Annotated in this window: 12 protein-coding genes; 3 read left to right on the forward strand and 9 right to left on the reverse strand. The window is 71.1% G+C overall.

The genetic code is table 11. From position 1 onward, the window contains the following. Nucleotides 1–21 precede the first annotated feature (21 nt). Nucleotides 22–2,985: a UPF0182 family membrane protein gene (locus AC4BDD_RS09110; RefSeq protein ID WP_490691717.1), complete on the reverse strand. Its 2,964-nt coding sequence runs from the start codon at nucleotides 2,983–2,985 to the stop codon at nucleotides 22–24. A 126-nt stretch (nucleotides 2,986–3,111) separates the two neighbouring features. Here AC4BDD_RS09110 and AC4BDD_RS09115 point away from each other — a divergent pair, with 126 nt between their 5' ends. Further along, entirely contained in the window at nucleotides 3,112–3,711 is a 600-nt protein-coding gene (locus AC4BDD_RS09115) for a PPA1309 family protein (protein ID WP_490690472.1), read from the forward strand. Nucleotides 3,712–3,823: 112 nt separating this feature from the next. On the opposite strand, the gene AC4BDD_RS09120 is transcribed toward AC4BDD_RS09115, so the two are convergent. The 4 genes from AC4BDD_RS09120 to AC4BDD_RS09135 all read right to left on the reverse strand — a co-directional run bounded on the left by AC4BDD_RS09120 (nucleotide 3,824) and on the right by AC4BDD_RS09135 (nucleotide 7,071). Continuing rightward, nucleotides 3,824–4,912 carry a YlbL family protein gene (locus AC4BDD_RS09120; RefSeq protein ID WP_490690473.1) on the reverse strand — a complete coding sequence of 363 codons (1,089 nt, stop codon included), beginning with the start codon at nucleotides 4,910–4,912 and terminating at the stop codon, nucleotides 3,824–3,826. A 102-nt stretch (nucleotides 4,913–5,014) separates the two neighbouring features. After that, a complete protein-coding gene (locus AC4BDD_RS09125) occupies nucleotides 5,015–5,188 on the reverse strand; it encodes a hypothetical protein (RefSeq protein WP_490690474.1) in 174 nt (57 codons plus the stop codon). Nucleotides 5,189–5,338: 150 nt separating this feature from the next. Then, a complete protein-coding gene (locus tag AC4BDD_RS09130; protein WP_490690475.1) occupies nucleotides 5,339–5,809 on the reverse strand; it encodes a molybdenum cofactor biosynthesis protein MoaE in 471 nt (156 codons plus the stop codon). Between the two features lie 152 nt (nucleotides 5,810–5,961). Then, entirely contained in the window at nucleotides 5,962–7,071 is a 1,110-nt protein-coding gene (locus AC4BDD_RS09135) for an SDR family oxidoreductase (RefSeq protein WP_490690476.1), read from the reverse strand. Nucleotides 7,072–7,264: 193 nt separating this feature from the next. On the opposite strand from AC4BDD_RS09135, the gene AC4BDD_RS09140 reads away from it, so the two are divergent. Together AC4BDD_RS09140 and AC4BDD_RS09145 are read left to right on the forward strand one after the other, a co-directional pair. Continuing rightward, on the forward strand, nucleotides 7,265–8,734 hold the full coding sequence (locus AC4BDD_RS09140) for a zinc-dependent metalloprotease (protein WP_490690477.1): 1,470 nt from the start codon (nucleotides 7,265–7,267) through the stop codon (nucleotides 8,732–8,734). After that, nucleotides 8,731–9,258 carry an NUDIX hydrolase gene (locus AC4BDD_RS09145; protein WP_490690478.1) on the forward strand — a complete coding sequence of 176 codons (528 nt, stop codon included), beginning with the start codon at nucleotides 8,731–8,733 and terminating at the stop codon, nucleotides 9,256–9,258. Before AC4BDD_RS09140 ends, AC4BDD_RS09145 begins: the two co-directional genes overlap by 4 nt. Before the next feature lie 164 nt (nucleotides 9,259–9,422). On the opposite strand, the gene AC4BDD_RS09150 is transcribed toward AC4BDD_RS09145, so the two are convergent. The 4 genes from AC4BDD_RS09150 to AC4BDD_RS09165 all read right to left on the reverse strand — a co-directional run bounded on the left by AC4BDD_RS09150 (nucleotide 9,423) and on the right by AC4BDD_RS09165 (nucleotide 13,428). Next, on the reverse strand, nucleotides 9,423–10,181 hold the full coding sequence (locus AC4BDD_RS09150) for an AIM24 family protein (protein WP_490690479.1): 759 nt from the start codon (nucleotides 10,179–10,181) through the stop codon (nucleotides 9,423–9,425). 14 nt (nucleotides 10,182–10,195) lie between these two features. Continuing rightward, nucleotides 10,196–10,879, reverse strand: a complete 684-nt coding sequence (locus AC4BDD_RS09155; protein ID WP_490690480.1) for an AIM24 family protein — start codon at nucleotides 10,877–10,879, stop codon at nucleotides 10,196–10,198. Nucleotides 10,880–10,890: 11 nt separating this feature from the next. Next, nucleotides 10,891–12,651, reverse strand: a complete 1,761-nt coding sequence (locus tag AC4BDD_RS09160) for a TerD family protein (protein WP_490690481.1) — start codon at nucleotides 12,649–12,651, stop codon at nucleotides 10,891–10,893. 141 nt (nucleotides 12,652–12,792) lie between these two features. Further along, nucleotides 12,793–13,428 (reverse strand): M48 metallopeptidase family protein, encoded by a 636-nt coding sequence (locus AC4BDD_RS09165; RefSeq protein ID WP_490690482.1) that lies wholly within the window; start codon nucleotides 13,426–13,428, stop codon nucleotides 12,793–12,795. Between the last annotated feature and the right edge of the window lie 79 nt (nucleotides 13,429–13,507).

A 13,507-nucleotide genomic window follows, 5' to 3' on the forward strand; every position in this document is an offset into this window, starting at 1 on the left:
CCACGGCGCGGGAGGGCCGCCTCAGGTGTCGTCCTGTCTCCTGCCCTTCTCCGGCTCGTCCGCCGGCTTCTGGTCCTGCCGGCCGCCCTGTTCGCCGCCCTGCTTCTCGGCGGCCTCGCGCTCCGCGTCGGCGGCCCGCTGGAGAGCGTTCTTCAGGTCCTCCTGCGCCTTGTCGTACGCGGCCCAGTCCGGCCCGCCCTCCTTGGCCATGGCCTTCTCGCCCGCCTCGAACGCCTCCTGGGCGTCCTTCAGCGCCTCCTGCACCGTCGCGTCACCGGTCGGCGGCACCTCGGGCTTCTCGGGCTTCTCGGGCTTGCCCGGCGGCTTCGTCGAATCGGTGGGCGGCTTCTGGCCGAAGGCCACGTCGAGCGCCCTCTCCAGGGTGTCCTCGAAGGCGATCCGGTCACCGCCGTCGGAGACCAGCACCTTCTTCAGCAGCGGGTAGTCCGTCCCCGCGCCTCTGACGTAGACCGGCTCCACGTAGAGCAGTCCGCCGTCGAGCGGCACGGTGAGCAGATTTCCGTACTCCACCGTGGAGTCACCGCGTTTGAGAAGGCTGATGGACTCGGCGATCTTCGGATTGGAGTTGAAGAGGCTCTGCACCAGCTGTGGACCTGACACCGGTGTGTTGGGCGGGAGTTTCAGCAGCCGGATTCTGCCGTAACTCTTGCTCGTCGCATCGGCGTCGACCGCCATGAACGCACCGAGGGTCTCCCGCTCGTTGGGCGTGAAGGTGGTCGTCAGCGAGAACGTCTGGTCCTTCTCGTCCGGCATCCGCATGCTCAGGTAGTACGGCGGGACGAAATTGCCCTTGTTCGTCGGGTCGTCCGGGACCTGCCACACCTCACTGCCGCTGTAGAACTGCGCGGGGTCGGTGACGTGGTAGCGGGTGAGCAGCTCCCGCTGCACCTTGAACAGGTCCTGCGGGTAGCGGAAGTGCTGCATCAGGCTGTCGCTGATCTCGCTCTTGGGCTTCACCGTGCCCGGGAACGCCTTCCGCCAGGTCTTCAGCACCGGGTCCTCGGTGTCCCACTCGTAGAGCTTGACCGAGCCGTCGTAGGCGTCGACCGTCGCCTTGACCGAGTTGCGGATGTAGTTGACCTTGTTCTGCTGGGCGACCACCTCGCGCTCCCCGTCGGTCAGGGAGTCGGCGGTGGTGTCCCCCAGGGTCGTCCGCGAGGAGTACGGGTAGTTGTTGACGGTGGTGTAGGCGTCCACGATCCACTGGATGCGTCCGCCGACCACCGCCGGATAGGCGTCACCGTCGATGGTCAGCCACGGGGCGACCGCCTCGACGCGCTCCTTGGGCGTGCGCTTGTAGAGGATCCGCGAGCCGTCGCCGATGGCACCGGAGTAGAGGATCTTCGGGTCGCCGAAGGTGAGGGCGTACGCCGCGCGGTTGACCGGGTTGGAGAGGTTGACCCCGCTGTCGCCCTTGTAGGTGTACGTCTTCTCCTCGCCGTTGTCGCCGGAGTAGTCGAGCTCCTTCTGCGGGCCGCCCACGATCGAGTACTGCGTGGTGCGCTCGCCGTAGTAGATGCGCTGCTCGTACTTGGGGAAGGCGCCCCGGGACGGGAGGTTCCGCTCGGTGAACTCCGGCAGACCGTTCTTCTCGACCGAGGTGCCCTTGGCCGCCACGGCACCGTAGCCGTGGGTGTACTTGAAGTGGTCGTTGATCCAGTTGCGCTCGGGGATGCCCTCGATGTCCAGCTCGCGCAGACCGATGACGGTGTCCTGCTCCTTGCCGTCCGCGGTCTTGTAGCGGTCGATGTCCAGCGTGGCGGGGAAGCCGTAGTAGCCGCGCACCTGCTGGCGCTGCTGGAAGGTGGGCGAGACCACGTTGGGGTCGAGCAGGCGCAGGCTCGCCGCGTCGCCGGCGTCGGCGCGCAGCCGCTTGTTGTCCGTGCTGCTCTCGCCCTCGTAGTCCTCCGGCTTGGCCGCGTCGATGCCGTACGCCTGCCGGGTGGCCTCGATGTTCTTCTTGATGTACGGCGCTTCCTTGGCCTGCTCGTTCGGCTGGACCTGGAACTTCTGGACGATCGCCGGGTAGAGGCCGCCGATCAGCACCGCCGAGAGCACCATCAGGCCGAAGCCGATGAGCGGCAGCTGCCAGGTGCGCCGCCACAGCGTCGCGAAGAACAGCACGGCGCAGATCAGCGCGATGAAGAACAGGATCGTCTTCGCCGGCAGGTAGGCGTTGGCGTCCACGTAGCGCAGCCCGGTCCAGTCACCGGTGCCCTTGAAGCCGCTGGACTTCACCGCCAGGCCGTACCGGTCGAGCCAGTACGCGACCGCCTTGAGCGCGACGAAGACCCCGAGCAGCACCGAGAGATGCCCGGTGGCCGCCGAGGTCGCGCGCGCGCCGGGGCTGGTCAGCCGCAGGCCCCCGTAGAGGTAGTGCACGAGCACGGCGGCGATCAGCGACAGCACGGTGGCCGCGAACCCGAAGCTCAGCAGGAAGCGGTACCAGGGCAGGTCGAAGGTGTAGAAGGACGCGTCCTTGTGGAACTGCGGGTCCTTCTGGTGGAACGGCACGCCGTTGACGTACAGCAGCCAGGTGCGCCACTGACCGGAGGCGGAGGCGCCGGCGATCAGGCCGACCAGCGCGGTGACCGCGACCAGCACCCAGGTCTTGTACGGCGCGATGGCCATCCGGTAGCGGTCCAGGCTCTGCTGCTCCAGCGACATCGCGCTCAGCGGCGGCCGCAGCCGGTGCGCCAGCCAGATGTTCAGACCGACGGCCAGGGACATCAGCAGACCGAAGACGGCGAACAGCCCGACCTTGGTCCACAGGGTGGTCGTGAAGACGGAGGTGTAATGGACCGAGCGATACCACAGCCAATCGGTCCAGAACCCCGCGAACATGACGAAGAGCATGGCCAGCACGGCCAGCACACCCAGGGTCATGAGCAGCGTCCGGACACGCCGGGAGGGTCGGCCGACTCTGATCCGTGGCCCTGTCGGGCCTCCGCCGCGGTCCGGCATCTGGAAAGCCAAGGTGCGCACCTCGAAGTTCGCTGTCGAATGAGCGGGCCCCGCGATCGTAGGGCCCACTGATGCAACTTACTCAGGCTTTACCCAGTTCCCGTTTTCGGGTCTGAACAAGGCACGATGTTGCCCATGTCCAACCTTCCCGACCCCACACCCTCCTCCGAGCAGCCGTCGCCGGGTCCGATGGCCGCGAACCCGCTGACCCGGGCCGTGCTCGAGGTCGACGAGTACGCGTCCGGCCTGGGCTGGGACCAGCCCGCCCGGCTCTTCGCCCTCGTCGACACCGCCAAGCTGCGCGCCCAGGAGCCCGGCCTGGCCGAGCAGCTCGGGCTGGACCAGGGTGCCGAGAGCACCGCCGGCCCCTCCTACACCCCCATCGAGCAGGAGGAGCTGCCCGCGAACACCGCGCTCGACGAGTTCCTCGGCACCATCGCCTGGCCGGACGCGGTCATCGGCTGCGCCCTGACCGTGGAGCGGCTGATGCTGCCGCCGTCCGCCGAAGCCTCGGTGCCCAAGGGCCTGAGCGAGGCGAAGCTGGCGGCCTGGGTGGCCCGGCATCCCGAGCGCCAGGAGGTGCGGATGACGGTCGCGGTGCTGCGCGACGGATCGCGCGAGTCCGCGGTGCGGCTGCGCGAGAAGGACTCGCCGACCGAGGTGCTGACCGGCCCGGACCTGGTGCCGGGGCTGGCCGAGGCGCTCTCCGCGACCTTCGCCGACTGACCGGCCGGGACCGGTTCCGGGCCCGGCGGCCCCCACCCGCCCGGCCCGGTCGCCGCCGGGCCGCGGCCGTGGCGCCCGGCCACCGGGGGGCGACGCCATCAGGCGGCCGGGTTCAGCCCTTGGTGCAGCTGGGCAGCTTCGAGGTCTTGTCCGCGCGGATGTCCGCCAGCGCCTTCACCGCGTCGTCCAGGGTGCTCACCTTGACCAGGGTGAGCCCGTCGGGCACGTGCTCGGCGGCGGTCGCGCAGTTCTCCTTGGGCGTCAGGAAGTACTCCGCGCCCGCCTTCCGCGCCCCGATGGTCTTCATCGCGATGCCGCCGATCGCGCCGACCTTGCCCGCCTCGTCGATGGTGCCGGTGCCCGCGACGAACTTGCCGTCGGTCATGTCCCCCGGCGTCAGCTTGTCGATCAGGCCCAGGGTGAACATCAGCCCGGCGCTGGGGCCGCCGACGTCCGCCAGCTTGATGTCGATCTGGAAGGGGAAGGTGTAGTCGATGGCGGCCGCGATACCGACGACGGCGCGGTCCCCCTTCTCCGCCTTCCTCGTCGTGATGGTCACCGGCACGGTGTCCTGCGGCAGCTTTCCGGTCTTCTTCCCCAGCTGGGCCTCCTTGGCCGGGATGACCGTGAAGACCACCTTCTCGCCGGGCTTGTGCTTGCTCACCAGCTTGCCGACGTCCTCGGGCCCGGCGACCGCCGTCCCGTCCACCTTCTTGATCACATCACCGGTGCGCAGCTTGCCCTCGGCCGGCTTGCCCTCGAAGACCGTTCCGACGACGACGCTGGAGCGGACCGGGATCTTCAGGTACCTCAGCGCCGCGACCTTGGCGCTCTCCTGGGACTGGGTGAACTCGACGGCGTTCTCCTGGTCGACCTCTTCCGGCGTCTTGTCGTCCGGGTAGAGGGTCTTGTGCGGGACGACGATGTCGTCGTCCGCGAGCCAGCCGTAGACCGCTTCGAACAGGTTCATCCGGTATTCCGAGCCGGTGACCCGGACCGTGGTCATGTTGAGGTTGCCGTCGGCCTCGTAGACCTTGTGGCCGCGGATCTGCAGCACCTGCTCGCCCTTGTGCTCACCCAGCGTGTTGTACGTGGGCCCGGGTGACATCTCGGCGTACGGCACGGGGATCAGGACCCCCGCGCACAGCAGCGCGATCAGCGTCAACAGGGAGGCGAGCATCGTCGCAGTGCGGCGTGGCATGGAACGACAGTACGGGACGGGTCCGCCAGTCCACCCCCGGGGCCGTCCGTACGGGCAGCGGCCCCCGGAGCCCGTTGGCGGATGCGTATGTTCCGGTCCTCGCTAGGCGGCGTCGGAACCGGAATGCGACCGCTCCATCGCCTCGCGGAACCGGGCGTACCCGGCCAGCTCGGCGACATCCCCTCCGGTCTTGCGGTTGCGCGTCGCCCAGCCGGCGTACAGCACGGCGGCCAGCGCCGCGAAAACCGGAATGAGCAACCAGAGAAGCGCCGCCACCGCGTCCTCCCGACCCCTTATGCAAAAGCAACTGACAGATCAGCAGATTAATCGTCTGCCCGATCAACGCTTACGGCAGGGTGCCGGTTACGCAACCGCGGGTGCGCCGGGCGGGTGCAGGGCCCCAACGGGCCCGCGCCAGGGGGATGATCAGCAGGCGCCGACCCAGTCCTGGGCCCCGTCGGCATAGGTCTGGTGCTTCCAGATCGGGACCTCGCGCTTGAGGTCGTCGATCAGCCGGCGGCAGGCCTCGAACGCCTCCCCCCGGTGCGGGCAGGAGACGGCGACCACGACCGCGAGATCGCCGATGGCGAGGTCCCCGACCCGGTGCACGGCGGCCAGCGCACGCACCGGGAAGTCGGCCGCCACCTTCTCGGCGATCCGGCGCATCTCGGCCTCCGCGGTGGGGTGGCAGGAGTAGGAGAGCGCGGCGACATCGGTACCACCGTCGTGGTCGCGCACGGTCCCGACGAAGAGCGCGGTGCCGCCCGCGGCGTCGTCACCGACGGCCTGGAACACCTCGTCCACCGAGAGCGGGGTGTCCCGGATCGCCAGCAGCCGGATCGGATCGGCTGCCGCCTGCTCGCCGGGGTGGTCGGGGCGGTGATGCGTACGTGCCATACGGTCCATCGTGCCTCAACCGCTCACCCAAGCGGAATACCGTATGACGGAATCACGATTCCGAAATCACTTCGGCCCGGCAGGCCCGGCGGCAGCCCTTCCTTGCGTTCGGCACCCGAAGGACTCCGGGCCCCCTCCCCCGGCCCGGCGTCTCAGAGGCGGCGGCGGGCCTTGCGGGCCCGTCGCACCAGGGCCGCGGTGCCCAGCAGGGCCACCGTCGCGCCCGCCGCCCCCGCCGCGGTGGCGTCCTTGCGCCCCAGTCGGCGTCCGGCGACCGTACGCCGGCCCGCGACCTCCTCCAGCAGCTCCGCGAGGACCTCCTCGTTGGTCCACTGCGGCCGCCAGCCCGCGTCGTGCAGACCGCTGCCGCTCACCGCCCACGGATGCATGGTGTACGCCAGGTCACCGGCCGGGGAGGGGGTCAGGCCGAGCCGGTGCAGCCGGGAGGCGGCGCCGAGGGCGACGGCCGACGGCAGCTCCATCCTCCGGATACCGGACAGCTCCTCGACCTCCTCCTGCTCCAGCCAGCCGTCGCAGCCGACCGCCAGCTCCCCCTCGACCTTCTCCAGCACGGCGTACTCCAGGGCGCTGACCAGGTCCTCCACATGGCAGAACTGCCAGGTGGGGCGGGATCCGGCGACCACCAGCAGGCGCGGTGACTCGAAGTAACGGGTGAGCGCGGTGTCCGTCCCGCCCACCAGGATGGCCGGGCGCAGCACGGTGACGTTGAGTCCCGGGTGCGCTCGGGGTGCCCGCCGCGCCAGGTGCTCTATCTCCAGCAGGTCGCCGACGCCGGTGGCCTCGGCGGTGGCCCGCAGCTCGGCGTCCTCGGCCAGCGGAACATCGTTGTCCGGAAGCGCTCCGTAGACCATCGCGGAGGTGCACAGCACCACCCGGCGCACCCCCGCGGCCGCCGCCGCGGTCAGCACGGTCTGGGTGCCGCGCACGTTGTAGGCGGTGCGCGCGGCCGGGTCGGTCTCCAGGTCGAGATCGACGGCGAGGTGGACGACCACGTCGGCCCCGCGCAGCTTGTCGGCGATGGTGGGATCCCGCACGTCCAGCACCTGCCAGTGTGCCTCGGGGATCTCACCGCGCCGCTCGTCGATGGCCACGACCCGCTTGATCTCTTCGGACTCGGCGAGCCGCCGGGTCAGCAGCGCGCCGACTCCCGACGCGGCACCGGTGACCGCCACGACAGGGCGTCTCGCGGTGCTCGTCGTATCGTTTCGCGCTGCGCGAACTTCTCGCTCTGGGGAACTCACCGGGCGTCTCCAGCGGTTGTCATCAGTACGCACGCGTCTCACGCGTACGTACGAGGTGACGTCCATCCTGCCGCAGGCCGTGCATCGGCGGAGCACCGAGCCCGGAAACGGGCGAGGTGTCTACGCTGGGTGGTGATTGAAAGGGCATTCGCCGCCGGTCCAGCGCCGGCGGCCCTACGAGCCGAGGAAACCCGTGAGTGACACCCCATTCGGATTCGGCCTTCCGCCGGAGGAGCCGGAGGACGGCGACAACGGCAAGAAGAAGGACGGCGGCCAGGAAGGCGGCCAGGGTCCCGCGAATCCGTTCGGCTTCGGCTTCGGCGGTGGCCAGGGCGGGGCGGACAACCCCTTCGCCGCGATGTTCGGCTCGCTGAACCCCAGCGATCTGGGCGCGGCCTTCCAGCAGCTCGGCCAGATGCTCTCCTACGAGGGCGGCCCGGTGAACTGGGACATGGCCAAGGACATCGCCCGGCAGACCGTGGCGCGCGGCACCGGCGCCAAGGGCGAGCGGAAGGACGTCAGCGTCGGCGCGGCCGAGCGGGCCGCGGTCGAGGAGGCCGTGCGCCTGGCCGACCTGTGGCTGGACGGGGCGACCTCGCTGCCGTCCGGTTCGAGCACGGCGGTGGCCTGGAGCCGCGCCGAGTGGGTCGAGGCCACGCTCCCGGTCTGGAAGGAGCTGGTGGACCCGGTCGCGGAGCGGGTCGGTGCGGCCATGGGCGATGTGCTGCCCGAGGAGATGCAGGCCATGGCGGGCCCGCTGCTCGGCATGATGCGCTCGATGGGCGGCGCGATGTTCGGCTCCCAGATCGGGCAGGCGGTGGGCGTGCTGGCCGGTGAGGTCGTCGGCTCCACCGATGTGGGGCTGCCGCTCGGCCCGGCCGGCAAGGCGGCGCTGCTCCCGGTGAACATCGCCGGGTTCGGCTCCGGCCTCGGCGTGCCCGAGGAGGAGGTGCGGCTCTACCTGGCCCTGCGCGAGGCCGCCCACCAGCGGCTCTTCGCCCATGTGCCGTGGCTGCGCTCGCATCTCTTCGGCGCCGTGGAGGGTTACGCCCGCGGCATCAAGGTGGACACCGCCAAGCTGGAGGACGCGGTCGGGCAGCTGGACCCGACCCACCCCGAGCAGCTGCAGGAGGCGCTCCAGCAGGGCATGTTCCAGCCCGAGGACACCCCCGCCCAGAAGGCGGCGCTGGCCCGGCTGGAGACCGCGCTCGCGCTGGTCGAGGGCTGGGTGGACGCCGTGGTCCACGCGGCCGCCGCCCCGCACCTGCCGTCGGCCGACGCGCTGCGCGAGACGCTGCGCCGCCGCCGGGCCACCGGCGGACCGGCGGAGCAGACCTTCGCCACCCTGATCGGGCTGGAGCTGCGGCCGCGCCGGCTGCGGGATGCCTCTCGGCTGTGGGCCTCGCTGACCGACGCCCGCGGGCTGGACGGCCGGGACGGCCTGTGGGAGCACCCGGACATGCTGCCCACCGCCGCCGACCTGGACGACCCGGACGGCTTCGTGCACCGCGAGACGCTGGACTTCTCCGAGCTGGACAAGATGCTCGGCGAGGCGGCCGGCCGCGGCGGGGAGACGCCCGGCAAGCCGGACCTCGGCAAGCCTGACCTGGGCAAGCCGGATGCGGGCAAGGGCGACGACGAGGGTGCCGGTGGCGACCGGTGAGCCTGCATGACGACGCGGCGCGGGTGCTCGGTGAGTGGCCCGCGCCGGCCGCCGAGCAGGACGAGCTGCGCGCCTCCTACCTGACCCACCTGGCCACGTACCCGGACGCCATGTGGCGGGAGAACCGCGAGGGCCATCTGACGGCCAGCGCACTGGTCATCGATCCCTCGCGCGGGCAGGTGCTGCTCACCCTGCACCGCAAGCTCCGGGAGTGGCTGCAGATGGGCGGCCACTGCGAGGCGCAGGACACCACGCTGGCGGGCGCGGCGCTGCGCGAGGCCACCGAGGAGTCCGGGATCCCGGGTCTGACCCTGCTGCCCGGCGGGCCGGTCGGCCTGGACCGGCACCGGACCCCGTGCGCCTGGCATCTGGACGTGCAGTACGCCGCGCTGGCACCGGCCGGCGCGGTCGCGGCCATCAGCGACGAGTCCCTGGACCTGCGCTGGTTCGGGTACGACGAGGTCGCGGAGGTGGCAGACGCCTCGGTCCGCCGTCTGCTGGACCGCACCCTGGCCCGGCTCTGACACCAAGGCTGTGGCGTCGGGGCCGTGCCCCCGGGCTGTGACACCGGGGCTGTTCCCCCGGGCTGTGAAACGGAAGGCGCGGGCGGGAGATCCCGCCCGCGCCCCAGGCACCTCGGCTGACGGCGGCCGCCGTCGTCACCGCCGTCGCCGGCTGCCCGTGTCCGTCAGCTGCCCCAGATGTTGCCCTGGTTCTGACCGCGGGCCCCCTGCTGTCCCATGCCGAACTGCGCGGCCGCGCCCTGTCCGATGACGGCGTTCTGCGGCGGCAGCAGCTCGCTGGGCTGCACCAGCGCGTATCCCTGGCCGAGGAAGCTCAGCTCCCAGCCCTCGCCGGTGTTGCCCCGGCGCCGCCACACTCCCGAGGAGTGGGTCTGGGCCTGCATCTGGACACGCAGCGAGTTGGACCAGGCCACGATGGCGTCCGCGTCCGCGTTGACGTACTTGTCCGGGGTGACCTGGAGCATCAGCGGCTGACCGGAGGTCATCAGGGCCACCTTGCCGCGCCCGGTGATGCTGAGGTTGTACTTGCCCGAACCGGAGACCCCGAACTGGCTGTCCACCGCGATGACCTCCCAGTGCAGCGCGGAGTCCAGCGCCAGGACGTACGCGCCGTCGACGGTCAGACCGTCGTGGTCGACGTCCACGATGTGCACATGCTGGGCGAGGTTGGCGAAGTAGATGCTGCCCTGACCGGAGCAGCGCATCAGGTCCAGGCCCTCGCCGGTCTGGGCGCGCGCCCTGCGCTGCCCCTGCGTCTGGTAGTCGGGGTCGAACTCGATCAGCCCCTGGTAGGCGACCATCGTGCCCTTCCGGGCGAGGATGTCGTCCTGACCGGAGAGCGCGACGCGCAGCAGCTGCGGGTTCTGCAGCGCGTACCGGTCCTGGGTCTGGGTCTCGGTCAGGCCGAAAAGCGGGCTCTGCATGATGTGTTTCCCCCTCAGCCCCGGGCCCGGAGCCGGTCGGTGCTGTCCTCGCTGGGCTGGACGACGACGAAGCCCTGCCCGGAGAAGCCGAGCTGGTACGCCTCGCCGCTGCCCCGGCCGATCATCGAGGACGCCTTGAAGCTTCGCTTGCCCTTCATCTTCAGGTTGGTCGACCAGGCGACGAGTGCGTCGGGGTCCACGTAGGTCTCGTCCTCGCCGCGCCCGCAGTCGACGACGATCGGGGTGCCGCGCGAGGTCAGGGCGACCCAGCCGGTGCCCGAGATGCCCACGTTGAACAGGCCCTGACCGGCGAACTTCGCCATGCCCTTGACTCGCTGGACGCCCCAGGTGAGGTGCGCGTCGAAGGCGAGCAGGTTGGTGCCGTTGACCGAGAGCGAGTCGTTGTTGAGGTTGACGCAGACCACGTCCGCGCCGTAGTCGGCGAGGTAGAGCAGGCCGTCGCCGGAGCACTTCATCAGCGGGGCGCCTTCGCCGGTCAGCCACTGCGAGGCCATCTGGCGCACCGCGGGCGGGTTCGGCTCGTACTGCACGAAGCCCTCGTACGCCACCATCGAACCGGTGCGGGCGAAGAGGTCCTGGCCGCTTTGCATCGCGACCTTGAGCATGCTGCTGCCGTGGTTCTCCATGCGGGCGGAGAGCGGGGCCGGGGCGTAGCCCGTGATCATTTGCTGGTCCATGACGGGCTCCCTCAGACCTCGTAGGGCTGGACGACGATGAAGTTGCCGGGCGCACCGCGGAACTGGAGGTTCACGGTCTCGCCGGAGTGGCCGGGATAGGCGTTGCGCCGCAGCCGCACCTGGCTGGAAATGATCACCTGCGAGGCGGCGGACCAGGCGACGATGGCGTTGCTGTCCGCGAAGGTGGTCGGAGTGACCGGCAGCACCACCGGGGTGCCCTGGGTCTTGATCACCACGGTGCCGGTGCCCTGGAACTGCATGGTGAACAGCGCGCCACCGGGGATGCCGTGGCCCTCGATGCGGCGCACCTCGTGGTGCAGCGACTCGTCGAAGGCGAGGACGCTCTCGGCGGAGACGCAGATTCCGTCGCCCTGCAGCTCGATGGGGTGCACCTCGGCCGCGTTCTCCGCGAGGAAGACCTGGCCCTGCCCGGTGCAGCGCATCAGCTGCATCTCCTGGCCGGTGGCGTTGCCGGTGATCCGGCCGCGGAAGCCGGCGCCCTTGTAACTGAAGTCCACCTTGCCCTGGTAGAGCACCATCGTGCCCTGCTTGGCCAGCACCGGCTGGCCTCCGACCCCGAGGTCGACCCGGATCAGCTTGGGGTTCTGCAGGGCCCAGCGCTGGCCGGTCGGCGCCTCGCGGTACTTGGCGAGCGCGGCCTGGACTCCGGGTGCGGCGGCACCCTGCGGCGCCATGCCCGGGGGCATACCCTGCGGCATTCCCTGCGGCGGCATGCCCGGGGCCTGGCCGGGCTGCCCGTAGGGGCCCGGCTGTCCGGGCTGGCCGGGGAACTGGCCGGGCGGGGGCGCGGGCTGACCCGGGTACGGGCCGGGCTGGCCGTACGGCGCCTGACCGGGAGCGCCCGGCATACCGGGCTGCATCGGCGGAGCCCCTTGCGGGACGCCGGCTCCGTAGGGCGGCTGCTGGCCGGGGAACTGGCCGGGCTGCCCGGCCGGGCCGGGCGGCGGGACCGGGCCGCCGGGCGGGACCAGCGGCGCGGCGATGGTCTGCGCGGCGTGCATCTGCGACGGCGCGGGGGCGGCCGGCGGGGGCGCGAAGCCCTGCGCGGCGGCGGGCTGCGGCGGGGACTGCGGTCCGGGCTGCGGCTGCCCGAAGTCCGGAGCGGGCTGCTGAGGTGCCGACGGGGCGGCGGCCGGGGCGGCGAATCCGGGAGCGGCGGCCTGACCGGCCGGCGGCGCGAAGCCGGGGGCGGCGCCCTGCGCGGGGGCGGGCGCGGGCTCCTCCTCTGCCACTTCGCCGCCGAAGTTGCGCAGCAGCGCCTCCAGCCCGCCGTCGAAGCCCTGCCCGACGGCGGCGAACCGCCACACGTCCTTGAGGTAGAAGTCGCCCAGCATCACGGCGCGCTCGGTGCTGAACTCCGAGCCGGTGAAGGAGTACCGGACGACCTCCTCACCGCCCGCGACGACCCGGATGTACCCCGGGCCTATCTGCGACATCTGGCCGGCGCCGTCGATGGTGGCGGTGAAGGCCAGCTTGTGGATGTTCTGCGGGATGCTGTCGAGGGTGACCCGGAAGGACTCGGTGTCGCCGGCCTGGGCGCCGAGCTGCTGGATCGCCTCCTCGGGCGATTTGGGCTGGTTGTAGAAGATGAAGTAGCGGTCGTCGGACAGCTGCTCGTTGGCGTCGAGACCGAAGCAGCTGATGTCGAAGGTCAGACCAGGGCCGGCGATCTGCACGCCGACGTACAGGTCCCTTCCGGCCGTCAGGTCACTGATCTTGGCCTTGTGGCCGCGCTGGAATTCCCTGGCCATACGTAACGACCGTCCCCCATCCCGAAACCGAAAGAGTGCATTGCGCGCCAGGCTAACCGCTGCCGCCGACATAGAGCGACGCCGGGGCGAGGACGCCCGGTTCCAGCGATCCGCGAGACCGCGTTCCGGTACGCCGCCGCTCTACTGCCGCGCATCCCCGCCGCGCGCCGCCGGCAGGTGCGGCAGCCGGTCGACCGCCACCACCCCCTCCAGGTATCCGCGGGCCCGTTCCGTCCGGGGGTAGCTCTCCAGCAGCCGCCAGAAGCTCGGCCCGTGCCCGGGGACCAGCAGATGCGCCAACTCGTGCAGCAGCACGTAGTCCACGACGTATTCCGGCATGCCCTGGAGCCGGTGCGAGAGCCGGATGCTGCCCTCGGCCGGGGTGCAGGAGCCCCAGCGGGTGTTCTGATTCGTCACCCAGCGCACGGTGGCGGGCCGGGCCCGTCCCTGGAGGTACTGGTCCGACAGCCGCGCGGCCCGCGCTGCCAGCTCGCTGTCGCCGAGCATCCGTTTGCTCTCCTGCGCGGCGAGCTTGTCCAGCATCACCCCCACCCAGCGGCGCTCCTCCGCCTCGGACATCCGAGCCGGGATGAGGACGACGGTCCGGTCGCCCTCGCGATAGGCGGAGACCGTTCTGCGTCGGCGGCTGCTGCGGCGGACCTCGACCGCGCCGGGCCCGGAGCTCCGGTCCAGCGGGCTCGGCGTGGCGAGCTTCGGCTTCGCGGCGCTCTGCAACGGGGATTCCCCGGCGCAGCGCGGGGCGGGGTCGGCGGACACGCCCCGACGTTACCGGCTTGCGGCGTGCGAAGTCCCGCCCCGCACGCCGTTGCGGACGAACCGCCCCACCAACTGCACG

It is taken from the genome of Streptomyces sp. JLBT605, assembly GCF_058215555.1.